At 59.4% G+C, this 26,505-nt stretch carries 26 protein-coding genes; 7 read left to right on the top strand and 19 right to left on the bottom strand.

What is annotated here, in order from left to right; genetic code table 11:
* Window position 1 precedes the first annotated feature (1 nt).
* The 3 genes from RWK44_RS02360 to RWK44_RS02350 all read right to left on the bottom strand — a co-directional run bounded on the left by RWK44_RS02360 (window position 2) and on the right by RWK44_RS02350 (window position 3,153).
* Window positions 2–832 (bottom strand): carbohydrate ABC transporter permease, encoded by an 831-nt coding sequence (locus RWK44_RS02360; protein ID WP_131662803.1) that lies wholly within the window; start codon window positions 830–832, stop codon window positions 2–4.
* A complete protein-coding gene (locus RWK44_RS02355) occupies window positions 832–1,818 on the bottom strand; it encodes a carbohydrate ABC transporter permease (RefSeq protein WP_316028314.1) in 987 nt (328 codons plus the stop codon). Before RWK44_RS02355 ends, RWK44_RS02360 begins: the two co-directional genes overlap by 1 nt.
* 69 nt (window positions 1,819–1,887) lie before the next feature.
* Window positions 1,888–3,153, bottom strand: a complete 1,266-nt coding sequence (locus RWK44_RS02350; RefSeq protein WP_316028313.1) for an ABC transporter substrate-binding protein — start codon at window positions 3,151–3,153, stop codon at window positions 1,888–1,890.
* A gap of 269 nt (window positions 3,154–3,422) precedes the next feature.
* Here RWK44_RS02350 and RWK44_RS02345 point away from each other — a divergent pair, with 269 nt between their 5' ends.
* On the top strand, window positions 3,423–4,436 hold the full coding sequence (locus RWK44_RS02345) for a substrate-binding domain-containing protein (RefSeq protein WP_221952252.1): 1,014 nt from the start codon (window positions 3,423–3,425) through the stop codon (window positions 4,434–4,436).
* 57 nt (window positions 4,437–4,493) lie between these two features.
* Here RWK44_RS02345 and RWK44_RS02340 read toward each other — a convergent pair whose 3' ends face one another.
* The 8 genes from RWK44_RS02340 to RWK44_RS02305 all read right to left on the bottom strand — a co-directional run bounded on the left by RWK44_RS02340 (window position 4,494) and on the right by RWK44_RS02305 (window position 12,272).
* Entirely contained in the window at window positions 4,494–5,459 is a 966-nt protein-coding gene (locus tag RWK44_RS02340) for an ROK family protein (RefSeq protein ID WP_221952298.1), read from the bottom strand.
* A 14-nt stretch (window positions 5,460–5,473) separates the two neighbouring features.
* Entirely contained in the window at window positions 5,474–6,175 is a 702-nt protein-coding gene (locus RWK44_RS02335) for a ribulose-phosphate 3-epimerase (protein WP_221952250.1), read from the bottom strand.
* Between the two features lie 4 nt (window positions 6,176–6,179).
* A complete protein-coding gene (locus tag RWK44_RS02330; RefSeq protein ID WP_316028312.1) occupies window positions 6,180–6,989 on the bottom strand; it encodes an alpha/beta fold hydrolase in 810 nt (269 codons plus the stop codon).
* Complete coding sequence (locus tag RWK44_RS02325) at window positions 6,986–7,831, bottom strand: sugar phosphate isomerase/epimerase family protein (RefSeq protein WP_316028311.1); 846 nt, start codon at window positions 7,829–7,831, stop codon at window positions 6,986–6,988. Before RWK44_RS02325 ends, RWK44_RS02330 begins: the two co-directional genes overlap by 4 nt.
* On the bottom strand, window positions 7,831–8,907 hold the full coding sequence (locus RWK44_RS02320) for a Gfo/Idh/MocA family protein (protein WP_168280800.1): 1,077 nt from the start codon (window positions 8,905–8,907) through the stop codon (window positions 7,831–7,833). The genes RWK44_RS02325 and RWK44_RS02320 overlap by 1 nt, the downstream gene beginning before the upstream one ends.
* A gap of 133 nt (window positions 8,908–9,040) precedes the next feature.
* Window positions 9,041–10,186, bottom strand: coding sequence for an ABC transporter ATP-binding protein (locus RWK44_RS02315; RefSeq protein WP_168280802.1), 1,146 nt, complete (start codon window positions 10,184–10,186; stop codon window positions 9,041–9,043).
* Window positions 10,187–10,526: 340 nt separating this feature from the next.
* Window positions 10,527–11,468, bottom strand: coding sequence for a PfkB family carbohydrate kinase (locus RWK44_RS02310; RefSeq protein ID WP_168280804.1), 942 nt, complete (start codon window positions 11,466–11,468; stop codon window positions 10,527–10,529).
* Between the two features lie 3 nt (window positions 11,469–11,471).
* Entirely contained in the window at window positions 11,472–12,272 is an 801-nt protein-coding gene (locus RWK44_RS02305; protein ID WP_168280806.1) for a class I fructose-bisphosphate aldolase, read from the bottom strand.
* A gap of 244 nt (window positions 12,273–12,516) precedes the next feature.
* Between RWK44_RS02305 and RWK44_RS02300 the strand changes: the two genes are divergently transcribed.
* Window positions 12,517–13,278: a DeoR/GlpR family DNA-binding transcription regulator gene (locus RWK44_RS02300; RefSeq protein WP_168267378.1), complete on the top strand. Its 762-nt coding sequence runs from the start codon at window positions 12,517–12,519 to the stop codon at window positions 13,276–13,278.
* A 92-nt stretch (window positions 13,279–13,370) separates the two neighbouring features.
* On the opposite strand, the gene RWK44_RS02295 is transcribed toward RWK44_RS02300, so the two are convergent.
* Window positions 13,371–14,189, bottom strand: coding sequence for a sugar phosphate isomerase/epimerase family protein (locus RWK44_RS02295; RefSeq protein WP_168280808.1), 819 nt, complete (start codon window positions 14,187–14,189; stop codon window positions 13,371–13,373).
* Window positions 14,190–14,467: 278 nt separating this feature from the next.
* Here RWK44_RS02295 and RWK44_RS02290 point away from each other — a divergent pair, with 278 nt between their 5' ends.
* Window positions 14,468–15,616, top strand: a complete 1,149-nt coding sequence (locus RWK44_RS02290) for a Gfo/Idh/MocA family protein (RefSeq protein WP_168280810.1) — start codon at window positions 14,468–14,470, stop codon at window positions 15,614–15,616.
* Window positions 15,613–16,548, top strand: coding sequence for an alpha/beta hydrolase (locus RWK44_RS02285; RefSeq protein WP_168280811.1), 936 nt, complete (start codon window positions 15,613–15,615; stop codon window positions 16,546–16,548). The genes RWK44_RS02290 and RWK44_RS02285 overlap by 4 nt, the downstream gene beginning before the upstream one ends.
* A gap of 20 nt (window positions 16,549–16,568) precedes the next feature.
* Here RWK44_RS02285 and RWK44_RS02280 read toward each other — a convergent pair whose 3' ends face one another.
* Window positions 16,569–17,603, bottom strand: coding sequence for a LacI family DNA-binding transcriptional regulator (locus RWK44_RS02280; RefSeq protein ID WP_131662790.1), 1,035 nt, complete (start codon window positions 17,601–17,603; stop codon window positions 16,569–16,571).
* A 573-nt stretch (window positions 17,604–18,176) separates the two neighbouring features.
* On the opposite strand from RWK44_RS02280, the gene RWK44_RS02275 reads away from it, so the two are divergent.
* From RWK44_RS02275 to RWK44_RS02265, 3 genes are all read left to right on the top strand, one after another.
* The gene (locus tag RWK44_RS02275) at window positions 18,177–19,424 is read left to right on the top strand and encodes an ABC transporter substrate-binding protein (RefSeq protein WP_316028310.1); all 1,248 of its coding nucleotides are present in this window, start codon (window positions 18,177–18,179) and stop codon (window positions 19,422–19,424) included.
* A gap of 88 nt (window positions 19,425–19,512) precedes the next feature.
* Window positions 19,513–20,451 (top strand): carbohydrate ABC transporter permease, encoded by a 939-nt coding sequence (locus RWK44_RS02270; RefSeq protein WP_168280815.1) that lies wholly within the window; start codon window positions 19,513–19,515, stop codon window positions 20,449–20,451.
* 3 nt (window positions 20,452–20,454) lie between these two features.
* The gene (locus RWK44_RS02265) at window positions 20,455–21,300 is read left to right on the top strand and encodes a carbohydrate ABC transporter permease (protein ID WP_003550150.1); all 846 of its coding nucleotides are present in this window, start codon (window positions 20,455–20,457) and stop codon (window positions 21,298–21,300) included.
* Here RWK44_RS02265 and RWK44_RS02260 read toward each other — a convergent pair.
* From RWK44_RS02260 to ugpA, 6 genes are read right to left on the bottom strand one after another with little or no spacing between them, the layout of a single operon-like run.
* Window positions 21,258–22,103, bottom strand: coding sequence for an HAD-IIB family hydrolase (locus RWK44_RS02260; protein WP_168280817.1), 846 nt, complete (start codon window positions 22,101–22,103; stop codon window positions 21,258–21,260). The genes RWK44_RS02265 and RWK44_RS02260 overlap by 43 nt on opposite strands.
* Window positions 22,100–22,885 (bottom strand): DeoR/GlpR family DNA-binding transcription regulator, encoded by a 786-nt coding sequence (locus RWK44_RS02255; RefSeq protein ID WP_168280819.1) that lies wholly within the window; start codon window positions 22,883–22,885, stop codon window positions 22,100–22,102. Before RWK44_RS02255 ends, RWK44_RS02260 begins: the two co-directional genes overlap by 4 nt.
* Before the next feature lie 9 nt (window positions 22,886–22,894).
* Window positions 22,895–23,644: a glycerophosphoryl diester phosphodiesterase gene (locus RWK44_RS02250; protein ID WP_168280821.1), complete on the bottom strand. Its 750-nt coding sequence runs from the start codon at window positions 23,642–23,644 to the stop codon at window positions 22,895–22,897.
* Window positions 23,645–23,699: 55 nt separating this feature from the next.
* Entirely contained in the window at window positions 23,700–24,746 is a 1,047-nt protein-coding gene (locus RWK44_RS02245) for a sn-glycerol-3-phosphate import ATP-binding protein UgpC (protein ID WP_316028309.1), read from the bottom strand.
* A 1-nt stretch (window position 24,747) separates the two neighbouring features.
* A complete protein-coding gene (gene ugpE / locus RWK44_RS02240) occupies window positions 24,748–25,596 on the bottom strand; it encodes a sn-glycerol-3-phosphate ABC transporter permease UgpE (RefSeq protein WP_003550144.1) in 849 nt (282 codons plus the stop codon).
* A 12-nt stretch (window positions 25,597–25,608) separates the two neighbouring features.
* Entirely contained in the window at window positions 25,609–26,493 is an 885-nt protein-coding gene (gene ugpA / locus RWK44_RS02235) for a sn-glycerol-3-phosphate ABC transporter permease UgpA (protein WP_316028308.1), read from the bottom strand.
* Window positions 26,494–26,505 lie beyond the last annotated feature (12 nt).

The following is a 26,505-nucleotide window of genomic DNA, read 5'->3' as shown; positions in this document are numbered from 1 at the left end:
CTCAACCCTTGACGCCGCCGGCGGTCAGCCCCGAAATGATCCGGCGCTGGAATATCAACACAAGCACGACGACCGGCACGGTGACGATCACTGAAGCCGCCATGATGTTGCCCCAGGGAATCTCGAATTCGCTGTTGCCCGATAGCAGGGCGATCGCAACCGGGACGGTTCGCTGCGTATCCGACGACGTGAACGTCAGCGCGAAAAGAAACTCGTTCCAGGCGGTGATGAAGGCGAGCAGTCCGGTTGTTACCAGCGCCGGCCACATCAACGGCATGAACACCTGGGTGATGATGACCCATGGTGAGGCGCCGTCGACGATCGCCGCCTCCTCAATTTCAATCGGCAATTCCCGCATGAAGGTCGTCAGCACCCAGACGGTGAAGGGGAGCGTGAAGATCATGTAGGAAAAGATCAGCGCGAAGGGCGTGTTGAAGATGCCGATCCAGCGGATGAGTTCGAAGAGACCCGCAAGAACGGCAATCTGCGGAAACATCGACACCGAGAGGATCGTCAACATCAACAGTGCCCGCCCGCGGAAGTGCACCCGGGCCAAAGCGAAGGAAGCGGTGATCGAAAGTAGCAGCGATGCTGAAACCACGACGCAGGCGATCATCGCGGAATTCGCCAGACTGCGGACGAAACCGCCCTGGCCCATCACGGAAGTGTAGTTGCCGAAGGAGATCGAGGTCGGCCAATAATCGACTTTGAAAAGGGCCGTGCCGGTCTTCAGGCTCGTGATGATTGCATAGTAGAACGGAAATACCGCAATGATGACGATGATTGTGACGAGCAGGTAGAAGAGCGTATTTTTGGCGATCGAAAGCAGCATCAACGTTCCTCCCCGCCGAGCTTGACGCGACCGAGCCAGATATAAAGGACGGTTACGGAGGCAATGATGAGGAAAAGCACCGTTGATGCGGTGGCGCCGTAGGCGAACTTGTCGAAGTCGAACAGGTTCTCGCGCGCCATGACCGACATGGTCTTCGTCTGAGCATTGTTGGGCGTCAGTACATAGATCAGGTCGAAGATGCGCATCGCATCCAGCATCCGGAAGATCACGGCAACCATGATGGCCGGTCGGATCAGCGGCAGCGTCAGACGCCAGAAAACCTTGACCGGATTGACGCCGTCGATCTTGGCAGCCTCATAGATGTCTCCCGGAACCATCTGTAGCCCCGCAAGAATCAGAAGCGCCATGAAGGGCGTCGTCTTCCAGACATCGACGATCAGCACTGCGATCATCGCCGTTTCCAGATTGGCGGTCCAGGCAATCTTCTCGCTGATAAGACCGAAGCCGAGCAGAATATCGTTCAGAATGCCGAACTGATCATTGAGCATCCAGGCCCACATCTTTGCTGAGACGATTGTTGGGATCGCCCAGGGAATGAGGATTGCGGCCCGTACGATCCCACGCCCGAAGAACCGAGCGTTCAGCACCAAGGCGACGATCAGCCCGAGCACGGTCTCGATTACCACCGAAAGGACGGTAAACTTGGCAGTGTTCCAGACGGCATTCCACCAGACCGGATCGGCAAGCAGCCCGCGATAGACGGTCCTTCCGCTCTTCAGTGTCACCCAAGACAAATAATTGTCAAAGCCGACGAACTGCGCATTGCCAAGGTCGTTCAGCGACGCATTCGTAAAACTGAAATAGATCGTTCTGAACAGCGGCCAGCCAGCGACGATTGCCAAGATCAACAGCGTCGGCGCGAGAAACATCCATGCCGATCGAATGCGCTCGGACCGCAACTCCGTGGTGGCTCTGGAATGGGAAACCCTGGGCTTGATTGCTTGTGGAACTACGATTTCGCTCATGAAACGTCTATCCCTCGTTAGCGTGTCCGAAGACCGGACCGGCGGCCTGACAGCCGCCGGTCGGAGTACTCACCAAGCATCGCCTTTGAGGGTCGTTAGGTCGGCTTCAAGAAGCTCGAGGTTCTCGGCAGCTGAGCCGCTGCCTGACAAGGTATTGTGCACCGCAGTCCAGAACTTTGAGGACACCTCATTGTACTTTACCTTGGCCGTCGCCGAAGGGCGTGGCACCGCGTCCTGGAAAATGGGTTTCCAGTTCGGCATGAAGGGCTGCGCGGCAGCAATATCCTTGTCGTCATAAAGGTCGGTCAGGGTCGGCAAATTGGAGAGTTCGATGGCACGTGCCTTTTGAACGTCCTTCGACGCCAGGAATTTTACGAGCGCGATGGCTGCGTCCTGCTTTTCGGAATATTTCGAAACCGCCAGGTTCCAGCCGCCAAGTGTCGAAGACGGCTTATCGCCGACGGCTGCAACCGGTAGCGTCATCACGTCGAACTTGCCCTTCACGGCGCTGTCGGCACCGTTTCCGAGAGAATAGGCATAAGGCCAGTTGCGCATGAAGACGGCGTTGCCGGTCTGCCAGACGCCGCGCGATTCTTCTTCCTGATATGCGAGCACCCCTGGCGGTGAGATCGTGCCGATCCAGCCCTTGGCCCGTTCAAGCGCGGCTGCCGCCTTCTCGTTGTTGATCGAGATCGTCCCGTCCGGCTCGACGATCTGGCCGCCGCCCGACGATTTCACCCATTCCAGTCCGTTGCAGGTAAGCCCTTCGTAGGAATTGCCCTGGAAGACGTAGCCCCAGAGGTCCTTCTGTCCGGCCTGGCGTTCCTTATCCTGAATCTCTTTGGCGGTTGCGGCCATCTCGTCCCAGGTCTTCGGCGGCTGTTTCCCATATTTCTCCAGCAGGTCCTTTCGGTAAAACAGCGCAGGAGCATCGGTAAACAACGGCAGCGCCACAAGCCGGCCATTGACAGTCTGAGACGCGATGATCGACGGGAAGAACTGGCCGACAACGTCCTTGGCTGCCTCCTTCAGATCGACGAACTGGTCGGCAAGCTGCGGTGCCCAGATGACATCGGTCTGATAGACATCGACGTCCTTGTTTCCAGCAGCAAGCCATAGGCGATATTGCGAAAATTGCTCGCTGCTCGATGACGGCATGGTCACGAGCTTGACCTGATTGCCGGTATCTTTCTCGAAAATAGCCAGCTGCTTGTTCAAGAATTCTACGTTTTTTCCCGTAGTGTTGGCGGCAAAGGAAATTTCGGCAGCGCGGATCGGGCCGGCGGCCGCGATGGCGATTCCGAGCGCGGACAAGCCCAAAGCAAATTTTTTCATGATCTCCTCCCAGAAATTGAAATCGATTTGGCGATTAGACCATTGCAGAAGGTCGCAGAGGCGTCAAGCCCACGGAGATTAGCGATCCACAGTTGCATTATGAAGAGAACTTGACTGATATACAGTGAGTAGCGGTATTTTTTACCCCTGCGAGCAGGGATTCAAAGCAACAAAATTGAAACCGATTTCAATTTTCGTTGGACTGACACTTGCCCGTTGCGCATCGCCAAAGCTTCGTCCATTGATTGCCGGGACAAAGAAGACATCCGATGAAACTCCGTGAATTTGCAAAGCAGCTTGGGCTCTCTCCGACGACGGTCAGCCGTGCGCTCAGCGGCTATCCCGAGGTGAGCGAAGCCACGCGCGCCAGGGTTGCGAGCGAAGCAATGCGGCTTGGCTATCGTCCCGATATCAATGCCGTGCGACTAAAGACCGGGAGAGCCGGAGCGATCGGCGTCATGATGGCGCGTTCTGGAGAAATCCATTTCGCCGAATTCATGTCAGGTATGGCACAGCGCCTGGAAACGGCCGATACCGATATTCTCATCACGCCTATTACCGCACACAATGATGAGGAAGAGATGCAGGCCTACCGACGCCTGGTCGAAAGCCGCCGGGTGGATGCGGTGATCATTCATTCGCCTCGCCCGAGGGATCCGCGGATCGGAGTGCTGAACAGCTTAGGCCTGCCTTTCCTGGTTCACGGCCGATCGGAATCCGAGCACGTTCACGCGTGGCTCGATATCGACAATGAAAATGCCGTGCGTCGGTCCACCGAACATCTGCTCGATCTCGGGCATCGGCGCATTGCCATGATCAATGGTCTGCGGGGCAAGACGTATTCGATCCATCGCGAGCAGGGTTTTCGGGTCGCGCATCAGGAACGTGGGCTCGTCGCCGATCCCAACCTAATGGTCTGCGATAAATTCTCCGACGAGAGCGGCTTTCGACATGCCCGCTCTTTTCTCGAGAGGGCGAACGCGCCGACTGCCATCGTTGCCGGCTCCACGATGACAGCGCTTGGTGTTTACCGTGCCGTCCGTTCGCTTGGGATGACGGTGGGGCAGAATGTTTCCGTCATCGCCCATGACGACGTCTTCCCATATCTAACGGCCGAAAGCATGGTGCCGTCGCTCTCGACAACACGATCGTCCATGCGTGCCGCGGGCACGCGCTGCGCTGAGCTAACGCTACAGCTTATCGCTGGACGTGCCGTCGATGAGATCCACGAATTGTGGCCAGTCGAACTGATCCTGAGGGAAAGTACCGCCCCGCCGCCCTGACGGAGAGCAACCTCTCGATAGTGCGTTTGCCGACGCACGCAGGATCGGCCTGCTTTTTTAAAGCTGATCGATCGCAGGAACCTTGCCGCTCAGAAACGCCAGAGCCGCTGCGCCGACCAGGCCCGAGTTCTGATCCAATGCGGCCAGCATTACCCTGACATCCTTGAATGCCGGCATTGCCCATTGCGTGATGTAGGCTTGAATGCCGGGTTGTAGACGATCGAACTCGTGGGAAAGCCCGCCTCCCATCACGATGATATCGGGACTGAAGATATGGATCAGGCTGGTGAAGCCGCGACCGAGAATTTCCGCTTCTTCGTCAATCAGTTGATTTGCGAGCCGATCGCCATCTCTTGCGGCTGCGAAAACGCTGCGGCTGTCGATGGCGCCGCCATCGCTGCCGATCGTCGTCCCGCTGGATTCCATCGCCCGCATTTGAGCGCGGCGCGCAAAAGCTGTTCCGGATCCGTAGGCCTCGAAACAACCCCTGTTGCCGCACGGGCAAAGCTCTCCGTTCGGCACGACCGACATGTGCCCGACATGGGCTGCCATGCCCTTGCGGCCGCGCACGACGCGACCGTCCGACACAACGCCACCGCCAATGCCGGTGCTCACCGTGACATAGACCAGATTATCGAGGCCCTTGCCGGCTCCGAACTGCCACTCGCCGATGGCAGCGGCAATCGCATCGTTCTCGAGGTCGACCGGAAACGGAAACCGCTTCTGCAATTCCGCCTTCAGCGGAAAGTCGACAAAGCCGGAGAGGGTCGGGATATTCGAGGCGACACCGGCGACCGTATCGAGCGGGCCCGGAGCGGATACGCCGACGCCCACTACCGAGGCAGGGTTCGATGCTGCAAGCAGTCCATCGGTCAAGCCGCAGATTTGGGCGAGCACCCGGTCGGGGCCTGCCAGCGCATCCGTCGGTTCGGCTGCACGCGCCAGGATCCTGCCCTGCTCGTCGACGAGGGCAGCGCGCACCTGCGTCCCACCGAGGTCGATTCCAATGGCAATCTGCTGCATGTGAAGACCATGAGTTAGAGTGCGCGCACCCATGCCATCCGCTCGTCGAGCGATGGCGCATTGAAAGCCAGGGAACCGAGGACAACCGTTTCCGCACCTGACTGGCGCAGAAGAGGCACGGTGTGCTCGCGAATACCGCCGTCGGCCGCCAGCACGATCCGATGCGCCGCGCCGCAACCGGCGATGATTTGCTTTGCCTGCTGAAGCCGCGCGCCGGCCTTCTCGTCGAGGCCCTGGCCCTTCACGCCGATCGCCGTGCCGAGCAGCGTCACAAAGCGCAGCCGGGACGCATATTTCTCGACGCGTTCGACAGGAGTGCCTACCTTGAGCACCATGCCGGCTGCGACGCCGCGGCGATCGAGAAGATCGAGCGCCTCGGCGGCGACGCTTTCGTTTTCAATATGAAGACTGATCAGGTCGCTGCCGGCATCGGCGAACTGCTCGATCTGCGACAAGAGGATGCTGTCGGCGACCATCAGGTGAACGTGGATCGGGCGCGAGGACACTTTGCGCACGCCGGCAACGAGATCAGGGAAAAACAACATGGCCGGTGCGAAATGGCCATCGGCGACATCGATGTGGAGAATGTCGACGTGAGGATCGACGCGCGCCAGATCATCCGCCAGACGTACGAGATCGGCCGACCAGACGGAGAATTCGGCAATCAGGCGATCCTTCGGAAGATCGGCGATCCAGGTCTTGGAGGGGGGTGTCATTGTTTCAGAGCTCCTTCAGAAAATTGCCCATGGCAAGCCGGAAGTCGGCGACGTATTGCGGGCGGCTCTCGGTCTTCGATGTGATCTGCACCAAACGCGCGCCGGCAATCCGCTCGGCAAGAGCATGCGCGTAGCCAATAGGATGAATGCTGTCCCGATCATGACCGATAACCAGCGTCGGCAAGGTGAGATTGCCGACCTCCTCGTCGCTCACATCAGGACCATCATTGGAAATCCTGGTAAGCAGCTCGGCGGTCACATCCAAAGGTGTGCGGGAGAAAAAACCGGCGAGCGAGGCCAGATTGTCCGGCGCCTCGGCGGCGAGCCGCACACCCAACGGCCCGGCAAGGAATGCGGTCCTTGCCGGCCCCAGTGGCAGAGTTTTCAGAAGCCGCCCGACTTCGGCGTTGGGTGCCATGTTCTCCGGCGCAGCTGCCGTCAGCCAGGCCGGCCTTGCGATGATCAGAGCCTTGACAAGATCGGGGCGCATGACCGCGAGACGCAAGGCGATCGCCGCCCCCATCGAGATGCCGCCGATCACGATCGGCGGCGTAAGGTTCTTTTCGATATAGGCGGCGATATCATCGCAGAAGGTCGCGATCGACAGCTGCTCCAGTTTGCCGGCTTGGGAATAGCCGTGGCCGCGCGCCTCGATCGTGAGCCGGCGAAAACCTGCGTCGAGCGGAAAGACCTCAGCGGTCTGCGCCGCGTCGCCGCATAGACCGTGCTGGAACATGACGGACGCGCCCTCGCCCGCCATATCGACATTGAGAATGGTCCCGTCGCTGGTTTCGAATGGCTGCGCCCGTCTCATCTGCCAGCCTCCGCAAAATTACCGTCGAGGCTATTCCTCAGGAAGGTTGCCGCACCGGCCGCCTCCGAGGCCGAAAGACCGTGCGTGATAAGACTGCCCTTAAAGCCAATCGCCTTGAGACGGCCGAGATAATGCGCGCAGTCGAGGACACCCTTGCCGGCGGTCGCGAAACTGCCGTCCGGATTGCGATCTTTCGCATGCGCCATGACGATCCAATCGGCCAGAAGGTCGATGGCGGAAGAGACAATGCTCCGCTGCTCATCGAGCGTCGCGACCTCAAAGAGATTGGCCGGATCGAGCACGATCTTGATGCGGGGGCTCTTCAGTGCCGCGATCAGCCGATAGGCTTTCTCAGCCGAGTTGACGACATTGGCAAGCTCGGGCTCGATGCCGAGATCGACATCATAGCGCTCGGCGATCTCGATGGCCGCGCCCATGGCCCCGAGGAGATCCTGCCAGGCCTCCGGCGTGTCGTTGTCGGCATGCGCCTTCCACTGATCGACGGGGTCGCGTGTGCCGGTGCAGAGCGTGATCAAGCTCGTCGACATGTCGGCACAGCGCTCAGCCAGCGTTGCCAGTCTGCGAAGGCCGACCTCGCGCACGGCGGGGTCCGGATGGATCATGTTGAAAGTGCCGGAAACAGCAACGATTTCGACGCCGCTCTCGCGCGCCGCTTCACCGACTGCGCGGGCCTGGGCTTCCGTGATGATCTCCGGCATCGGCGGAAGGCCTGAGCAAGCCATATTGTATTGTGCGCAGGTGAACCCGGCGCCAGCGACCGAATTGAGAACGGTCAAGGGGTCCGTTCCCTCGAAGGTCTTTGCGAAGATGCCGAGCTTCATCACACGCCGCCCGTGACGTCGGACAGCGCAACCGCCTTGCCGCTTTCGACGGAGCGCGCAACGGCGACCATGGCCCGTACGGATGCCAGGCCATCATCGATATCGGCGCCTTCCATCACCGCGCCATCCAGAATGGTGCGGGCAAAGCCCTCGACCTGGCGGCGATAGAAATGGCCGTCGGCACCGAGAATGCGATGGGTGGCGCCGTCCGCCTCCCGGAAAATGTCCACCTCGCTGGTCTTGTAGTACCACGGGTTATAGGTCTTGCCCAAAATGCTGCCGTTCTTGCCGTAGATCTGAAAGCCTTCGTGCCAGTCCATGCGCACCTGGACGGTGAGATCGAGATGGCCGAGCGTGCCGGAGGCAAATTCCACGTCCACGAACCAGCACCAGATACCGGCGCGCTCGGACAGACGCGCGTTGACGGAGACGATGTCGCCGGCGAAATACCGTGCCGTGTCGATCAGATGGCAACCATGCGCAAGCATGTAGTAGCGCCGCAGGTCGGCTTTCGGATTGGTGGAGGGTTTCTTCGCATTGGCGCTGGTGACGATCAGAGGCTGGACCGCATCGGTCATCGGATAGCGGTGCGTGCTGTCGCAATACCATGCTTTCAGAGCAACCATCTCGCCCATTTCATCGCGGATGAAGGATTTGGCGGCCTGGAGCCCAGCGTCGAAACGCTTCATATGCCCGACCTGAAACACCTTCCCCGACTTGTCGACCACAGCCTTCAGTTTAAGGCATTCCTCGATGGTGACGCCGACCGGTTTTTCGCAGAGGACATGTTTTCCTGCCTGAAGGGCGCGAATGGAGGCCGGGACGTGAAAGGCATCGGCGGTCGCGATGACCACGGCATCGAGGTCGGGATCGGCCAGCATCTTGTCGTAGTCGTCATAGGTTTTTTCCGCCCCGTGGGTGATGGCCATCCGTTCGCGGAGATCTTCGGCAACGTCGCAAATCGCATAGAGGTCAGCATTGGCTGCCTTCGTGCAGCTCTCGAAATGCGCGGCCTGGGCAATCTGGCCCGCGCCCAATACGCCGATGCGGAGACGTCGTTCCTGTTTTGCTGGCATCGATAAGCCCTTTGGATCGGATATTGAAGATGAATGCTGGTTTCGGCGTCGGATGGAATGCGTTCAAGACATCGAACGTTGCCGACGTCTTCTGGCCGGACCGCCACCGGCGTGTCGGCTCTCCCTCGTCACTTCACAGCGCCATATGTGTTTGAGGATTGAAAAAGTGAAGTTTCGCCGGGTCGATGGCCAGATCGATCGATTGGCCCGTCTCGACCGCGCTGACCGCTTCGAACCGCGCGACGGCGTTGGCGGCCCCGCTCAGGTCCTCAACGGCGTCGGGATCGCCCGAGTCGATCCGGACCGCGTCGATCTTCAAATGCACGATCAACTCGGAGCCGAGCTCCTCGATCGACTTCACGACAACCGGGATCGTCGGATGGGAAGCTCCAGACGGCAACCGGCTGTCGTAGAGGTCCTCGGGCCTGACCCCAAAGATCACGTCCTTTCCCTCGAAAGCGGATAGACCGGGGGCACGCTCGAAGGCGCCGCCGGATAAGGGAATGGAGAAGCCCGGCAGATGGATCCGCCCGCTCGACAGACGCCCTTCGAAAAGGTTCATCGACGGCGAACCGATAAAGCCCGCGACAAACGCATTGACCGGGCGGTGATACAGAGCCTTGGGCGTATCCACCTGCTGAAGTACACCGCCCTTCAGCACTGCGACCCGATCGCCCATGGTCAGCGCTTCGGTCTGGTCATGGGTCACGTAGATCGTCGTCACGCCCAGCTGTCTCTGCAGGCTTGCGATCTCTGCCCGCATCTGAACACGCAGCTTCGCATCGAGGTTCGAGAGCGGTTCGTCCATGAGGAATGCTGCAGGCTCGCGGACCATGGCGCGGCCCATCGCAACACGCTGGCGCTGGCCGCCGGAGAGCTGCGCGGGCTTGTTGCCCAGCAAGGGCTCCAGCTGCAGGATCTTGGCGATCTCGTGCACGCGCTTGGTGCGTTCGGCCTTGTTCTTTCCGGCCAGCTTCATCGAAAAGGCGATGTTGTCGAAGACGGTCATATGCGGATAAAGCGCATAACTCTGAAAGACCATGGCAATGTCCCGGTCCTTGGGCGCGAGATCCACGACGTCCTGACCGCCGATGCTCAATGTTCCGCTGCTGATTTCCTCGAGCCCGGCAATCATGCGCAGAGCGGTCGACTTTCCGCATCCGGACGGCCCGACCAGTATCAGAAACTCGCCATCATGGATCGTCAGGCTCAGATCCTTGATCGCATGGTAGCTGTTTCCATAGGTCTTGCAGATTTTGTCGAGTACAACCACAGCCACGTCTCGTCCTCCCGTACCAGTTCGGATCACATCTTCCAACGGCGCTCCCGACGTCTCCGATCCTTTCGACAAGAAAGCTCAGGCCTGGACCTAAAAGTCAACCAAAGAATCGAGGGATAATTCGCCACAGATCACCAGATGTTTTTCATATCTATTTGAAAACTATCAAACTTCTACGATAAATGAAAAATAAACTGCGGAATTATATTTTTTACCGCGCGTAACTTTTATGATCGACGTTTCAGCCGTTGAGAGTTCGCTCAATGCGATTCAATGACACTTCAGCCCTGAGGCTCTGCTCGGGCGGTCGACCGGAGCCGGCACCCATCGCCGCCCGTGCTCATTCTTGACATCCGGGAATCGGGAGCGGCGCGGGCGCATTCTCCGCCGCCATCCATGTCAGGCACGTCTGGTGATCTGGCAGGCCTCTGCGCCCTCCCCGTGCAGTCACGGAAATGGCGGCAGCCGCCGCGGCATAGGCAGTGCAATCAAGCGGGCTCTTACCCCTAGCGAGGGCAAGGGCGTAGGCACCGTGAAAACAATCCCCGGCGCCGGTCGTGTCGATTGCTTGAACCTGATAGGCCGGCACATGCCACCGGGTGGCATCGCCTTTCTGGCGCAGGTAAGTTCCTCGTTCGCCATCGGTGAGGACAACCGCGGACCGATCCTTTGACCAAAGCTTGTCCAGGATCATCGTGGGATCACCTTCGCCGGTGTATTCCTTCCCGAAGGCGAGCGGCAGCACCAGGTGGTCGGCAAAAGCCAGGATCCGGTCGGTCGCGGCACCGACCGTCCATTCGATATCGGCTATCACGGCAAGGCCCAAAGCGCGTGCGCGCGCCACGACACTTTCGGAGTGCGTGGCATAACCATCGATCAGCAGTACCGGGGCCCGCATCAAAACCTCGTCGGGCAGCGCATCCGACGTGCCGTGCAGCACATCATCGTCATAAGCGATGAACCGGTCGCCGTCGGGACCGACCGTGATCACGGAGCGGATCGGCGCGGCATCCGCGTGGCGGGGAGCCAGCGATATGTCGACGCCGTCTCGCTCGAGCTCGCTGCCCGCCACGTCGGCCGCCCGCTCATCGCCGAGCCAGCCGATGAAGCCGGCGCGCCCGCCAAGCCGGGCGACGGCAACAAGGGCCGTCGCCACGTTGCCGCCATGGTCCGTGGCGCGTTTCGTCACCTTCCCTTTGCCGGCCGTCAGCCCCCGATCGACATAGATGATGTCATCGATGGCCAGGGCGCCGAAGCCCAGAACCTGGAAAGGGCGCGACACGTCTCAGGCACCGGCCGCCGCCAGAGCATCCTCCGGCGTCATCCCCTTATGAATGACGAATTTGAAGGCGCGTGCGGCCATGGTCGTATCGCCGTGACCCCAGAGGTTGCGACCGACGACCGCGCCTTTGGCCCCAGCGCGCAGTGCTTCCGACGTCTGGACGAGCGCCCCAAGCAGCGTATCGGTCTTCGGGCCGCCAGCGATCACGACCGGAATCGGGCAAGTCGCAACGGTCTCGCGGAAGGACTCGAAATCGCCGGTGTAGCCGACCTTGATCACGTCGACGCCGGCCTCGAAGCCGATGCGCACGGCGTAAGCGATTTCATCCGGGGTGAACACGATCTTGCCGCCGTCGGAGAAATCGCGGGGATAGACGTGGGCGACGACCGGCATCTCGAAGCGGGCGGCGGCGTTGACCGTATCGGTGAGCCAGCGGATATACTCTCCTTCGGTAGCGCCGCGCACGGGGATGGCGACAGCCAGAGCGTCAGCACCGTAACGCACCGCGTCTTCCGGAGTCGCAATGAGCTGACGAATGCGGTCGTCGGCGGTGAAGCAACCACCCTGAATGACGAGCGCTGCCTTTCCGGCATATTCCGACCACAAGTGGCGCGCCGCGCCAGGCTGGATGCTGATATAGTCGGGGCCTCCCGCCATGACGCGTCTGAGCGCGCCCGGCAGGTCGGCAAGCCCGCCCTCACGCACATTGCCATAACCGACAAAATGATCGACGGCACCCCCGAACAGATGACCCGATGGGTTCGAGAACAGGCGTGCGAGGCGGATTTTGATTCCGAGACCCATGGCGATACTTCCTTTGTGATGGCAGCCTTTGCGATTGCTGGCGCCGATGCTGGCAAAACCCTAACTCGAAAACAAACAAACATTCAATATTTCGATTTCTTTCGTTTTTACATGAATGCTGAATTTTAGGCGTGCATTTCTGCCATTGAACGGCTATTTCTGCAGCAATAGACGTGGGATGAGATGGCGAACTTTCGTTTTTCAAAAGTCGCATTGTTGCAAATAACGGCGGTCGGGATCACACATGCTTGCAGAACAGAGGCGGCAGCAGATCATGCTGGAACTTCAACGGGTCGGTCAGGCACGCACCCGTCAGCTGGCGGAATTCTTCGAAGTCTCGGAAGTGACGATCCGCTCCGACCTCGAAATCATGGACGCCAAGAAACAGCTGATCAAAACACATGGCGGGGCAATCGCCCTGCCGTCCGACTCGCCGGCAGCGGCCTTCGAGGAACGCATGCAGCGCAATTTCGATGCAAAGCGACGCATCGCCCAGATGGCTGCGCGACAGATCATCGATAACCAGTCGATCGTCTTCGACAGCGGTTCGACCCTGCTGCAGGTGGCCATGCAGATGCCAGCGGTCAACAACGTCGTGGTTGCGACAACGGCGATGAACATCGCCCAGCATCTGATGTACCGGCCAGGGCTCGACGTACACATGATCGGCGGCCGCGTATTTCCCAGCACCGTGAGCACGATCGTACAAGATTCCGACAGGGCGGTCGGCGGCCTCGTCGCCCACCAGGCCTTTGTCGGCGCCCACGCGATCGATCAGGCGTTTGACGTCGTCGATGTTTCTGAGGACGTGGCGCGGACCAAGCGCAACCTCGTTCGCATGGCCCGGCGTGTCGTCCTCGTGGCGGATTCGAGCAAATTCGACATCGGCGCCTCCTCCAAAGCCTTCTCGCTGTCGCGCGTCGACATGATCATCACGGACAGCAACATGCCGCACAACATTCGCCACCGGCTGGACAAGCTGGGCGTGGAGGTTCGCTACGCGTGACCTGCAGTCAACCTCTCCACTTTGGAAGAGATCGGGGCGACGCTTCGGCGCAGACCAGTGGCTTCGGCCGACACGGGGGAACACTAGATGGGCTAGAAGCCCAGACATCGAAGCGTCTCGCGGTTCGTGCGAACGGCGGCAGCAGGATCGGTTGCGGCATGGTCCGATTCTTCCTCGACCACAATCCAGCCGATAAACTTCGGCGCATCCCGAACGGCCGAAATCACGGCAGGCACGTCGCAGACACCTTGGCCGAGCATCGCCCAAGTCCCGCCGGCGTCGACATCCTTCAGGTGCACGTAACGGATCCGGTCCCGGTGGGCCACCAGCGTGTCGTCGATCGGCTGGCCGCCACGCAGGATATGGCCGGTATCCGGCACCCAACCCACTTGTGGATCCAAGAGAGCAAACAGCTGATCATAGTCGTTCCGCGTGAAGAGCAGCGTGTTGTGATGCGAGGAAGGATGGACAGCTACAGTGACGCTAGCCGACTGTCCGATCTCGGTCGCACGATTGTAGCACTCGGCCGCAATGGCGAATTTCTCATCGCGCAGGCCATCCGAGACAACCGTCGCCGATCCCATGGACACCAATGCACCGGGAAAATGCGCCGCGAAATCGACCCATCGCCGCGCCGTGTCGAGATCGGAGTCAATCTTTTCCGCCACCGTGAAGCCACTGGCGGAGCCGAAGGCAAAGGAGACCAGCGTCAAGCCGGCATCCGTCAGCGTACGGGCAAAGTCGGTGGGCTTGAGCGCGTAGTGACCAATCATCGTGTCGGTGATTTCGATACCGGCATATCCGCCATCGGCAATGGCGCGCACCAGATCGTCCGGACCGCCGCCCCAATCTGTCCCCAGCATCTCCCAGGTGAATGTCTGGCAGCCGATCTGCAGCTCAGCATTTTTCATATCTTGGTCCTGACCCATCCGTTGACGACAGCCGATACCCGAAGCCGGCAGCGCGCACGCAATCCTCGGAAGCTTCGCCGGCCTTGCCGAAAGCCCCTTCCGCGGGAGAGGCGGCCGAAACTGGGACGGCAGGCTCGTCATCGGAGATTGCGACGCCTCCCAGCGTCTTGTCATTACGTACGGTCAAATGTTACCGTGCGTCAATATAATTTATTGCTTGCGCTTAAAACACTAACATCCTCCACTCTCCGCGCCGCACCGGCAAATCAGGTTCTTAGATGGCACAGACCAATGGTATGAAACTCAGGATCGGCGTGGTGGGATGCGGCAATATTTCGCTCGCCTATATGCGCAACGCGCCGCTGTTTTGCGGCGTCGAAATCACCGCCTGCGCAGACCTCAACGCAGACGCCGCCAAGCGTCGCGCGGCGGAGTTCAATCTGCGCGCGACTGACGTCGATAGCCTCATTGACGACAACAGCATCGACCTCGTCCTCAATCTGACGATCCCGGCTGCGCATTTTGACGTTTCGATGCGGGCTCTGTCGGCGGGCAAGCATGTCTTCACGGAGAAGCCGCTCGGCATCACGGCCGCCGAAGGACGCAGCTTGGTGGATGCCGCCGCGGCGAAGGGCCTCATGCTTGGCTCGGCGCCAGACACGTTCCTCGGCGCGGCCGGACGCCATGCCCGGCGGCAGATGGAAGCCGGCGCCATCGGCAAGCCGGTGACCGGGACAGCCTTCATGATGGGGCGCGGCATGGAGCACTGGCATCCGGATCCCAGCTTTTATTACCAGGCCGGCGCAGGCCCGCTGATGGATATGGGCCCCTACTATCTCACGACGATGGTCAATCTGATGGGGCCAATCCGCCGTGTGCAGGCCGTCGCCACAAGCGGGCAGGAAGAGCGGCTCATCACGGCGGAGGGACCGAAGCAGGGCACGACGTTCAAGGTCGGCACGCCGACCAGCGTGCTGTCGCTGCTGGAATTCGAGTGCGGTGCGACAGTCACCTTCGGCACCTCCTGGGACGTATTCCGCCATTCCAACCACCCCATCGAACTCCACGGAACCGAAGGCTCGCTGCGCCTGCCCGACCCCGACAATTTCGGCGGCTCCGTCGCGCTCTCCGGCCGCGGCGCGCCCTGGCAGGAAACGGACACATCAGGCGAACTCTTCGGTGCCGTCAATTGGCCGATCGCAGCGCCGGACCGTGCCAACTATCGCATGCTTGGCCTTGCCGATCTCGCACGCGCAATCATCGAAGGACGTGCGCCGCGCGCTTCAGGCGATCTGGCGCTGCACGTGCTCGAAGTCATGGAAGCGATCCTGCGTGCCGGCGAAACCGGTATCGCGCAGACCATTTCGGGTACCGTCGCGCAGCCGAGGGAATTGCGGGAAGACGAAGCGAGGAGTTTGCTCAAATGACACAACTGGATGAATCCGCCAAACGCGCGCTTGCATGGCCTGGCGATCCGCAAACGCCGGTCGAAGGCTGCACGCCGGCGCTGGCGCGGCAGCAATATCTGGATAGTTTCGCAGACATTCAACGGCCGCCCGAAGACGTGGTCGAGACCCTGGAAAGGCATGCAGGCGCAATCAGGTTGAAGATATGGCGCGGCCGCGCTGCGCCGCGGCAGGGCGCGCCGGCCTTGCTTTATCTCCATGGCGGCGGTTTTGTGATCGGCGCGCCGGAAACCCATGAGGACATCTGCCGGACGCTTGCCAATATGGCAGGCGCCGTCGTGGTTTCGCCCGACTATCGCCTGGCTCCGGAACACCCCTTTCCCGCTGCCATTGACGACTGCGCCGCCGCACTCGTCTGGATGACGGAGCAGGCGGATGCCCTCGGCATCGATCCCTTGCGGGTTGTCGTCGCTGGCGATAGCGCCGGCGGCAATCTGGCCGCCGTCGTCGCCCTGCTGGCGCGGGACGGACGGGTGCCGGCTGTCATCGGACAGGTGCTGATCTATCCGGTGACCGACCAGTCGCAGACTAGCGACAGCTACTCACGTTACCAAGAGGATTTCGGCCTGACGGCCGCGGCGATGAAATGGTTCCGAGACCACTATCTGCCGGACGCCGCGAGCCGGTCGGACTGGCGAGCCTCGCCGCTTAACGTAGCGTCGCTGGCAGGCGTGGCGCCGGCTCTCGTGATCCTTGCCGGACATGACGTGCTGTTCGACGAAGGGGCCGCTTATGCCGAGCGGCTCAGCGCCGAGGCGAAGGCAACGACCCGGACCTGGCCCGGACAGATCCATGGCTTCGTATCGAAGAGACGGGCCATTCCGGAGGGGCAAGAGGCCCTCGAAGCCATCGCAACGGCATGGCGCGCTATGGACCCAGCGCTTGCCCGTTGACGCGGAAATCTGTGCCGCCCTCAAGCAGACTCGCGCATGACCAGCGTTGCCTCGAGGATTACCTTGTTCGTCACAGGGGTGGTCCCATCATCCTCGCTCTCGATATGCGCCAGCAAAAGCTCCACGGACTTCGCGGCGATCTCGGGCGCGTTCTGGGCCATCGTCGTCAGCGACGGACAGGTGTATCGGCTAAGCGGGTGATCGTCGTGCCCGGCAATGCGCACGTCGCAATCGTCATTCCGGCCGATTTTCAGTCCCGAAGCGAATGCGGCTGCCATCGCGCCGAAAGCAAAGCGGTCGTTGGCGCACAGCAGCGTTTTGCCCGGAAGACCGCCATTCGCAAGAATTCTCTGCATCTGCTCGTATCCGAGACGCTCGAATTCCCAGGAAGGCGGCGCGTCGCAATCGATGACGAGCGGGGAATGCCCTTCCCTCGCCATGGTCGCGCGGTAGCCCGCCTGCCGCTCGCCGGCATTTTCGGTCATATGCGGAATTTCCAGGAAGATCGGCGGCTCACCGGACCGGCAGAGATATTGCACAATGGCTGCCATGCTTTGCGCATTGTCGTTGCCGACATAAGGAAGGTCGGCGTCGGCAGGATTGTCGAAGCAGACGACGGGGATGGCATCCCTTAATCTTTCCAGCGCGGAACGGCGCGAACCGGCTCCGAGCGGCGCCACGATCGCACCCGCGACCTTCAGCGAGAGCAAGGTCCGAACGGCCTCCGCCTCCAGCTCCGGCCGCGTGTGCGAAGAAATCTGGACGGGCCAGAATCCCTTTTCGCGCAACTCCAGCTCGATCAGCGAAACGACCTGCACATAAAAGGGATCCGACATGGTCGGGACCAGAATGCCGATATTCCTGGTCCGCTTGCGATTGAGATGCCGCGCGAAAAGGTTCGGCTCGAAATGCGACTTCTTGAGAGCCGCCTCGATACGTTTGCGGGTCACCTCCTTGATCTGCGAGGGATCATCGAAATATTTCGACAAGGTCGGACGCGATACGCCGGAGGCGCTCGCGAAGTCGTCCATCGATTTATAACTTTTCTTGGCCATTCAATTCCTTATTGGCGGGACGACGACAACTGATCGGGAACGATTTCGCACAACGGCAGATCCGCCGACGCGCCAAATCACGCATTCGGCAATTTGTACAGGTGATCTTCGGATCCTGAATCGTCGAAAATCACCGCGTAAGCCGGCGTGATCCGTCGTTTTTGGTGCGGGCCCTGCCCTCGCTTTCGAAAAGCGAAATATTCCCTTCACTGCGACTTGCCCCGTCTGCGCCGCGTGGTTGCAAAAGGCGCTTGTTTCAGCACCCAAAATTCGAAAATTTGCAGTGAAGACGCCGGGTGCCACGCTTTTCATTTTGTTGGGTAAACTTTCATTTGTTTACGAAAGTAAAGAAAAAATGCGTCACAAGCAATACAAATGCTGCAGAAAAACACTGATGATGTCAATCAATTTTATGATTTTTTATCAACGATTTAACGCAACTCGCTCCGTGCATGCCGGCCTCCCATCTTTTCCAGATCGCAGTTCTTCATTGACAGATAGGGCCGTCAGGGAACCTACTTTGCCTACGATCTTGAGGAGGATCGGTTAACTGACAATCTTTGGGAGGCACAGATGAATATCAGAAAATTCGGCGTGACGATGCGGGCTGCCGTGGCGGTATGGGCGCTCTGCGCCACATCGGCGTTTGCCGACACCACCATCGAGTTCATTCAGTGGTGGGAACCCGAAATGCCGTCGGGCGCTCTGCGCGGCATCATGAACGATTTCGAAGCCAAAAACCCAGGCATCAAGGTGACGCTGGTCAGCGGTCCCTATGCCACAACGCGTGACCAGATCGTCGTCGGTGCAGCCTCCGGAACGCTGAGCGACGTGGTGGGCCTGGATGGTGCGTGGGTAAACGGGCTCTCCAAGCAGGGCGCAATCGCCTCCATGGACGAGCTGATGGAGAAGGCGAAATACGACAAGAGCCAGATCACCGATATCGTTAAGATCGATGGCAAGAGCGTGATGTTCCCGCTGGCATCCTTCGTCTACCCGGTCTTCGTCAACCTGGATATCGCCAAGGCCGCCGGCGTCGACAAGCTGCCGGCCACCCGCACGGAATTTGCCGAAGCCGCGAAGAAAATGACCGACGCCTCGAAGAACCAGTACGGCTGGGTCCTGCCGCTATCGCTGCAGTCTCCGAGCGGAATCCAGAACGACGTCATGTCCTGGGTCTGGGCCTCCGGCGCCTCGATGCTGAAGGACGGCAAGCCTGACCTCGAAAATGAAGCCGTCGTCGGCACGCTCGACTATATCGCTTCCCTCAACAAGGAAGGCGTTATTTCTCCCGGCATTTTTGCCAAGAAGGAACAGGACAAGGTCGAGGAATTCGTCAATGGCCGCGTCGGCATGATGGTCGACTCCCTCGCCCATGTGAACCTCATCCGCGAGCGCAATCCGAAGCTCAATTTCGGCATCTCCGCCTTGCCGGCCATTGACGGCTACACCGGCAAGCGCGGCATGCCCTACGCATCCTGGGGTATCGGCATCAGCGAGGGCAGCCAGCACAAGGAAGAAGCCTGGAAGCTCGTCGAATATCTGATGAGCCCTGACGTCAATGGCCGTCTCGTCTCGATTGCCAACGCCTTCCCCGGCAACGTCCATGCCAAGCCGGACTTCGTGGCCTCAAACCCGATCTTCGCGGAAGCCTTCAAAATCTTCCAGAGCGGTTATCCTGCGAACGAGTTCGTCGGCCTTCCGGTTGCCGAAGAGCTGATGCGCGACATGAACGTCGAAGTTCAGAAGATGTTCGACGGTGGGCAGTCAGCCAAGGAGGCAGCTACCAATACCGAGAAGGCTTGGCTGGCGAAGTTCTAAGCACGTCGCTTTCACGGATCACCGGCAGCGCAACCAGGCGCTGCCGGTGCAAGTCGTCAAATTTCGGCAGAATGGAAAGTCACAGCTCATGAATCATTCGGCTACGGCTCTGGTCGCTGCGCAAGCCAAAGCGCGAAGAAAAGGATGGCTTCGTTACAGCACCCTGAGGAAGCTGGTGCCGTATTTCTACGTTTCGCCGGCGACCCTGCTGCTTGTCCTGCTGATGCTGTTTCCTATGGTGATGGTCCTCAAATATTCACTGATGGACGGCGCCATCATGAAAAAGGACGCTGCCTTCGCGGGCCTCCAGAATTATATGACCATCTTCGAGAACCCGGTCTTCTGGCAGTCGGTCGTGCAGACGCTTTATTTCACGATCATGAGCGTCATCTTCCACTTCATCATCGGCCTGGCCTTCGCGCTGCTGTTGAACACCAACCGCGTCGATCCGCTCATTCGCAGCATTCTGCGCGTGCTCTTCATCCTGCCCTGGCTGTTCACGGCCGTCATCATCGCCATCATCTGGCGCCTGCTGCTCGACCCGAATGGCGTCGTCAACAGCGTGCTGATGGCGCTCCATATCATCAACTTCAAGGTCGAGTGGTTCTCCTCGACGCGCACGGCCATCCACGCTTTGACCTTCGCAAACATCTGGGCAGGCTATCCGCTCTACATGGTCAGCCTGCTCGCCGGCCTCCAGGGCATTTCGAAGGAGCTTTACGAGGCAGCCGGCATCGATGGCGCCAACGAAATCCAAAAGTTCTGGTACATCACCATTCCGCAGCTGATGCCGATCATCATCAGCATCGCGCTCCTGGATTTCATCTGGACGATGCAGGTTTTTCCACTCGTATGGATGACGACGGGCGGCGGCCCGATCTATTCGACGGAAGTGCTCTCCACCTTCACCTACAAACTCGCCTTTTCCCAGTACGAATTCTCGCTGGCTTCGGCGAGCGCAATGATCATCCTCATCATCTCGATGAGCGTCACCTACTTCTACATTAAACACCAGCAGCGCAGGTGATCCATGGCAAAGCGTTCCTTCAAGAGCTCGGTATTGCCGACCATCCTGACCTATCTCGGCCTGGCGATCGGCCTCGTCTTTTCGGCCTTTCCGATCGTGTGGATGTTTTTCAGTTCGCTGAAATCGAATACGGAAATCTTCGCCCTTCCGCCGCGGCTGTTGCCCGATGATTTTACGGTGGCCGCCTATCTGACGATCTTCAACGATCCAGTGAAAGTGCGGTTCTTCATCAACAGTTACTTCGTCGCCGGCGTCGTCACCGCCCTGACCCTGGTTGTCGCGATCGTAACCGCCTACGGCTTCAGCCGCTATCAGTTCCGGTTCAAGAACACCTTGAACATCTTCATCATCAGCACCCAGACCGTTCCGCCGATCACCCTTCTCATCCCCTACTTCGGAATGGTAGTCGCCTTCAGGATCTTCGATACCTATCTGGCGCTGATCCTCACCTACATGGTCTTCACCCTGCCCTACGCCGTCCTGCTGATGACGGGCTATCTCAACACCCTGCCGAAAGAGCTGGACGAGGCCGTCCTGGTCGACGGCGGTTCGAGCTGGACGGCGCTATGGCGCGTCATCGTTCCGGTTTCCATCCCGGGGATCGTCGCCACCGCGGTCTACACCTTCCTGCTGGCCTGGAACGAATTCCTCTTTGCGCTGACGCTGACGAAATCGATGGACCTCAGAACCGTTCCGATCGGCATCCAGCTTCTGATGGGCCAGCACGCTTTCGAATGGAACGAGATGATGGCGATGAGCGTGCTCGGTTCCCTTCCCCTTCTGGTCCTTTACCTGGTTGCTCAACGCTACTTCCTGGCGGGCATGACCGCCGGCTCGGTCAAAAGCTGACGAGACGTCTCAGAACCCGCGCCAGCCGCGTCCAAGATCGTTTGGGCAATATCGGCAAAGCCAAGCCCGGCGGGCTGCGAGGAGACCCATTTCGGCGTGTATTGCAATTGTGAAAGAACCGGGATGATGTTGTTGACCCCGAAGGAGTTGCGGATAAAGCCGAACATTGGCGCATCGTTTCGAGAGTCGCCGACGAAGGCGGTAACGGCGGGAGTTTCAGCCGAGTCGACACCGAATATCTCGGTTAGAACGCGTTCGCTCATCGACCGCTTGTTGTAATCGCCGATCCACGTGTTGATGTGAATGGAGCTGATCGCGACCGTTCCGCCAATGGCTCTTATCCTGGACGCGAGGTCCTCGACCTCACGCGGGTCGTGACCCTGGATATCGATCGCGACGTCCGCCAGCCGAAAGGCCTGATCGTGGGCAATTCTGAACGTCTTGCTCCCCTGAGAGACCAGCTCTTTGATTGCCTGGAGATGCTGGCGCTGGCGCTCAGCCTGCAGGGTGGCGTCCTCCCAATAGTCGAAGACGACTGCGCCGTCCTGACGGGTGACACAATATGCGCCACTTTCGCCGATGACCGCGGCTACCGGCCAGGCACGAACGATATGTTCGCACCATCCGGCTGAGCCCCCCGTCACCGGCACGACGGCAATGCCCGCCCGGCTGAGATCCCAGAGAGCTTCGTAGGTTTGCGGCAGTAACTTGCCTTCGGTGGTCAGCGTATCGTCGATGTCGGTGAACAGGTAGCGCACATCCCGTAATTCACGAGCTGATGGCGCCAAGTCTACATAGCTCATGTCATATCCTCGCTGCATGTGACCACGTCCAAGCTGCTCTCGGCCAGAGCATTTGTGGCGGCCGCGTCGCCAGGTAGCCGATCGGTGTAGAAACGGGTGAGTTTGCTGAATGGCGCCACACGCACGGCCGCGTTGCGCGTCCACTTGCTGACGTCCGCGGCCAGGATCTGCGTTTGTGAATTCTCCAGCAGGGCATTGGTGATCTGGGCTTCGCTGTAGCTGAAATCCATCAGACCGTTAAGCGGGCTCAACGCGCCAGCGCCGACGACAGCGTAAGTCGCATAGAATTTTTCGACGAACCTGATTACATCCGTGCCGACCACATCGCGGTCATCGTGACGCAAAAGACCGCCCGTCAAATGGACCTCGACGCTCGGCGCGTCGCAAAGGCTCAGGGCGACGTGGATGTTGTTGGTGATCACCGTCAGGCCCTGGTGATCACGCAGCGCCTCGGCAACGAACCGAACCGTGCTGCCGATCCCGAGAAACACTGTCGCGTCTGCACCTATATCGGAAGCGACACGCTTGGCGATAAGCCGCTTGGCGCGCCGATTGAGCTGGGCGCGCGCATTGAGCGAGATGTTGCTGCCTTCGACCGGCAGATCGACGCCGCCGTGAAAGCGGCGCGCGTGCCCGAGATCGCATAATGCATTGATATCGCGCCGGATCGTCTGCGTCGTCAAATCGTATCGACGTGCCAGTTCCTCGATGTACTGAACACCTTCCGTCTCGATCAGCGCGAGGATCTCACGTTGCCGGCTCGATATGATCCGCTGCCCCATCGCCGCTCCTTACGTGAGGTAGACACTGGGGTCGTCTGTTATCACACCGGTCAAACCCACATCCCAGAACGATGCGAGCCGCCTGGGATCGTTGCAAGTCCAAGCCCGTACCTTGATGCCACGACGAACAGCCTCTTCGAGAAACCCGATACTCAGAGCCTTGTAGTCAAGATGGATGGTCTTTGCGGGAATCGACCGAAGGACATCCAGCCAATCCGCAGGCAACTTGCTCCACAGCATGGCGAGTTCGTAGCTTTGATCGATCTCGTACATTCCCTTCAGCGCAGCGGCATCAAAGCTTGAGATCATGATCTTGGTGTGCGCCGCCCGCGCCTTCAGATGTTGATCAACGACTTTGACCAGCTGGTCGAGTGACTTGTGATGGGCATGCTGTTTGATCTCGACATTGGCGTTGAGGCCGAGTTCGCCCAGCGCCGAAACAACGCGGGCCAGCGTCGGCAGTGGTTCGCCTTTGAATTTCGGGCTGAACCACGAGCCGGCGTCGATGGCATCGAGATCCGACGCGGTGAGGTCGGCAAGATTTCCCTTCGACGACGAACAGCGATCGATGGAGACGTCGTGGATGACGACCGGGGTACCGTCGGCAAGAAGTGCAACATCGAGTTCGACCCATTCCGCGCCTTGTTCAGCGGCCGCCCGAAAAGCTGCAATGGTATTCTCGGGCGCAATGGCAGAGGCGCCTCGATGCGCCTGAACCTCACTGCGTCTCGGGCCGGATCGCGGCTCTACGGTCGTCATCGTCTCATCTCTTTCGTCGTCTTCTGGGGTGGGATGGAGAAATAATAAACCGGAGTCAATCTGTGCGTTTTCCGGTATCGCTGTTGAAAGGGTGCATCGCCCCGACACGTGCGAAGACGTCGATATTTGCATTCTCGGCAAAATCTGGACGCCCCGGTACAGTCAGGACGACCGTCTGCTGGCTCCCACCCAATCGCACATGCAGGTGGCTTTCTCCCCCAACTGGCTCGAGCAACTCGACCGTTGCATTGAGACGAACGGAAGGCTCAACCGGCTTGGTGACGAGCAGCGCGTCTGGGCGAAGACCGACCATGTCGGTGCCGGCGGGCAATGCCAGGGCACTTTCGCTGTCGGCTGCCCTGAGGACGTCGATCGGCACAAGATTCATAGGCGGTGAGCCGATGAAGCTGGCCACAAACAGGCTCGCCGGGCGATCGTAGACCGCCACGGGCGTGCCGACCTGTTCGACAAGTCCTCCGTTCATGACGACCAGCCGGTCTGCCAGCGTCATCGCTTCAAGCTGGTCATGGGTGACGTAGATGCTGGTGGTCTTCAGGCGCCGTTGCAGCCGGCGTATTTCCACGCGCATCTGTACCCGCAATTTGGCATCGAGATTGGACAGAGGCTCATCGAAAAGGAAGGCGGCCGGCTCACGAACGATGGCGCGCCCCATCGCAACACGCTGGCGTTGCCCGCCGGACAGTTCGCGAGGTTTACGATCCAACATCGGCCCGATTTCGAGGATCTCGGCCGCCTCCGCCACACGGCGGTTGATTTCCGCCCGTTCGGTGCCGCGATTTTTCAAACCATATTCGAGATTTCCACGCACGGTCATATGCGGATAAAGCGCGTAATTTTGAAAGACCATGGCGATATCGCGGTCGGCGGGCTCTGCCTTGTTGACATTGCGGCCGGCAATCTCGACATGGCCTTCGCTGATCGTTTCCAGCCCGGCAATCATGCGAAGCAAAGTTGACTTACCACAGCCGGACGGGCCGACAAGCACGATGAGTTCGCCGTCGGCAACAGACAGGTTGATGCCTTTGACCGCCGGAACGGCGCCATAATTCTTCTTGACGTCGATGATGTTGATCGTTGCCATTTCATTTCTCCGTTTCGACCAGGCCTTTGACAAAAAGGCGTTGCATGGCGACGATGACGAGGACAGGTGGCAGGGCGGCCAGAATGACCGCTGCCATCACGAGGTTCCAGCGCGGTTCGGCATCGGCAACCGCTGCCATGCGCTGGATTCCCATCACGACGGTATAGAAGCTCTGGTCAGTCGTTATGATGAGCGGCCAGAGATACTGGTTCCAGCCGAGCACGAAGAGGATGATGAAGAGCGCCGCGATATTGGTGATCGACAGCGGCAGCAGGATATCCCGGAAGAACTTCATCGGCCCTGCCCCATCGACACGGGCAGCCTCCATCAGTTCGTCAGGGACTGTCAGAAAGAACTGACGAAACAGGAAGGTTGCGGTTGCCGAGGCGATCAGCGGAATGATGAGGCCGCCGTAATTGTTCAGCATTCCAAGGTCGGCGACGACCTTGTAGGTCGGCACGATGCGCACCTCCACCGGCAGCATCAGCGTGATGAAGATCATCCAGAATGCCAAGGTCCGGAACGGAAACCGGAAATAGACGATGGCAAAGGCCGAAAGGATCGAAATGACGATCTTCCCGACGGCGACGCCAACCGCCATGATCAGCGAGTTGATCATCATCGGCCCGATCGGTGGCGCCCCGGAGCTTGTCATCCCGGATGAGAGCATCGTCGAATAATTCTCGATGATGTGGCTACCTGGTGTCAGCGGTACGACACCTGACAAGAAGTCGTTTGGGCCGTGGCTCGATGCGATGAAAGCCACGTAGACCGGAAAGACCACGATCGTGACGCCAATGATGAGGACAAGGTGCGCCAGGAAATTTAGGAAGGGGCGATTTTCAACCATCCTTGGGATTCCTCAATATTGCACGCGGCGTTCGATGAAGCGGAATTGGACCGCGGTCAGAGCGATGACGATCACCATGAGAATGACCGACTGCGCCGCCGACGAACCCAAATTCAGTCCGATGAAGCCGTCGAAATAGACCTTGTAGACAAGGATTTCCGTCGCGCGCGCCGGTCCGCCTTGGGTGGTCGCATGAATGATGCCGAACGTATCGAACATCGCGTAAACGATATTGATGACGATCAGATAGAAGGTCGTCGGTGAGATCAGCGGGAAGACGATCGTCCAGAAACGCTTCATCGGCCCGGCTCCGTCGATCGCCCCGGCTTCCTGAAGCGAGCGCGGGACGGATTGCAGCGCAGCCAAGCAGAACAAGAAGTTATAGGAAATCTGTTTCCACGTCGCCGCGATCACGATCAGAACCATGGCATCATCGGGATTGATCAGATGGTTCCAGTTGATCCCCATCGCTCGCAACATATACGCGACGATACCGATCGACGGATTGAACATGAACCACCAAAGAATGCCGGCGATCGCGGGGGCGACGGCATAGGGCCAAATGAGCAAGGTCGAATAAATTCGAGAGGTGCGCAACACGCGCATTGCCGCTGCAGCCAGGAGCAGCGCAATCGACGTTGATAGGACCGTCACGAGAATGGCGAAGATGAGCGTGTGGCCAAAAGCATTGATGTAGATCGGATCGGCAAAGAGCCGGCGGTAGTTTTCGAACCAGACGAAGCTCGTTTTGAAACCGAAAGCGTCCTGGCGCAGGAAAGATTGCCAGAATGCAGTTGCCGCAGGCCAGAGGAAAAAGACCACCGTCACGAAAATTTGGGGAGCGATGAGCAGGTAAGGTAAAAGCTTGTTGGGAAATACGGTCCGTTTGGTTTGCATGGGCCCTCACAC

Source organism: Rhizobium sp. 25PS6, assembly GCF_032464655.1.
GTDB lineage: Bacteria > Pseudomonadota > Alphaproteobacteria > Rhizobiales > Rhizobiaceae > Rhizobium > Rhizobium laguerreae.
This window is presented reverse-complemented; position numbering and strand designations above follow the sequence as displayed.

Coding starts and splice junctions, on each gene's coding strand:
- RWK44_RS02270 (WP_168280815.1), top strand. CDS start 19,513: ATGAATCATTCGGCTACGGCTCTGGTCGCTGCGCAAGCCAAAGCGCGA.
- RWK44_RS02245 (WP_316028309.1), bottom strand. CDS start 24,746: ATGGCAACGATCAACATCATCGACGTCAAGAAGAATTATGGCGCCGTT.
- RWK44_RS02275 (WP_316028310.1), top strand. CDS start 18,177: ATGAATATCAGAAAATTCGGCGTGACGATGCGGGCTGCCGTGGCGGTA.
- RWK44_RS02355 (WP_316028314.1), bottom strand. CDS start 1,818: ATGAGCGAAATCGTAGTTCCACAAGCAATCAAGCCCAGGGTTTCCCAT.
- RWK44_RS02330 (WP_316028312.1), bottom strand. CDS start 6,989: ATGAGACGGGCGCAGCCATTCGAAACCAGCGACGGGACCATTCTCAAT.
- RWK44_RS02295 (WP_168280808.1), bottom strand. CDS start 14,189: ATGAAAAATGCTGAGCTGCAGATCGGCTGCCAGACATTCACCTGGGAG.
- RWK44_RS02285 (WP_168280811.1), top strand. CDS start 15,613: ATGACACAACTGGATGAATCCGCCAAACGCGCGCTTGCATGGCCTGGC.
- RWK44_RS02255 (WP_168280819.1), bottom strand. CDS start 22,885: ATGGGGCAGCGGATCATATCGAGCCGGCAACGTGAGATCCTCGCGCTG.
- RWK44_RS02250 (WP_168280821.1), bottom strand. CDS start 23,644: ATGACGACCGTAGAGCCGCGATCCGGCCCGAGACGCAGTGAGGTTCAG.
- RWK44_RS02345 (WP_221952252.1), top strand. CDS start 3,423: ATGAAACTCCGTGAATTTGCAAAGCAGCTTGGGCTCTCTCCGACGACG.
- RWK44_RS02340 (WP_221952298.1), bottom strand. CDS start 5,459: ATGCAGCAGATTGCCATTGGAATCGACCTCGGTGGGACGCAGGTGCGC.
- RWK44_RS02360 (WP_131662803.1), bottom strand. CDS start 832: ATGCTGCTTTCGATCGCCAAAAATACGCTCTTCTACCTGCTCGTCACA.
- RWK44_RS02300 (WP_168267378.1), top strand. CDS start 12,517: ATGCTTGCAGAACAGAGGCGGCAGCAGATCATGCTGGAACTTCAACGG.
- ugpE (WP_003550144.1), bottom strand. CDS start 25,596: ATGGTTGAAAATCGCCCCTTCCTAAATTTCCTGGCGCACCTTGTCCTC.
- RWK44_RS02320 (WP_168280800.1), bottom strand. CDS start 8,907: ATGCCAGCAAAACAGGAACGACGTCTCCGCATCGGCGTATTGGGCGCG.
- RWK44_RS02290 (WP_168280810.1), top strand. CDS start 14,468: ATGGCACAGACCAATGGTATGAAACTCAGGATCGGCGTGGTGGGATGC.
- RWK44_RS02260 (WP_168280817.1), bottom strand. CDS start 22,103: ATGAGCTATGTAGACTTGGCGCCATCAGCTCGTGAATTACGGGATGTG.
- RWK44_RS02280 (WP_131662790.1), bottom strand. CDS start 17,603: ATGGCCAAGAAAAGTTATAAATCGATGGACGACTTCGCGAGCGCCTCC.
- RWK44_RS02265 (WP_003550150.1), top strand. CDS start 20,455: ATGGCAAAGCGTTCCTTCAAGAGCTCGGTATTGCCGACCATCCTGACC.
- RWK44_RS02305 (WP_168280806.1), bottom strand. CDS start 12,272: ATGGGTCTCGGAATCAAAATCCGCCTCGCACGCCTGTTCTCGAACCCA.
- RWK44_RS02335 (WP_221952250.1), bottom strand. CDS start 6,175: ATGACACCCCCCTCCAAGACCTGGATCGCCGATCTTCCGAAGGATCGC.
- RWK44_RS02350 (WP_316028313.1), bottom strand. CDS start 3,153: ATGAAAAAATTTGCTTTGGGCTTGTCCGCGCTCGGAATCGCCATCGCG.
- ugpA (WP_316028308.1), bottom strand. CDS start 26,493: ATGCAAACCAAACGGACCGTATTTCCCAACAAGCTTTTACCTTACCTG.
- RWK44_RS02325 (WP_316028311.1), bottom strand. CDS start 7,831: ATGAAGCTCGGCATCTTCGCAAAGACCTTCGAGGGAACGGACCCCTTG.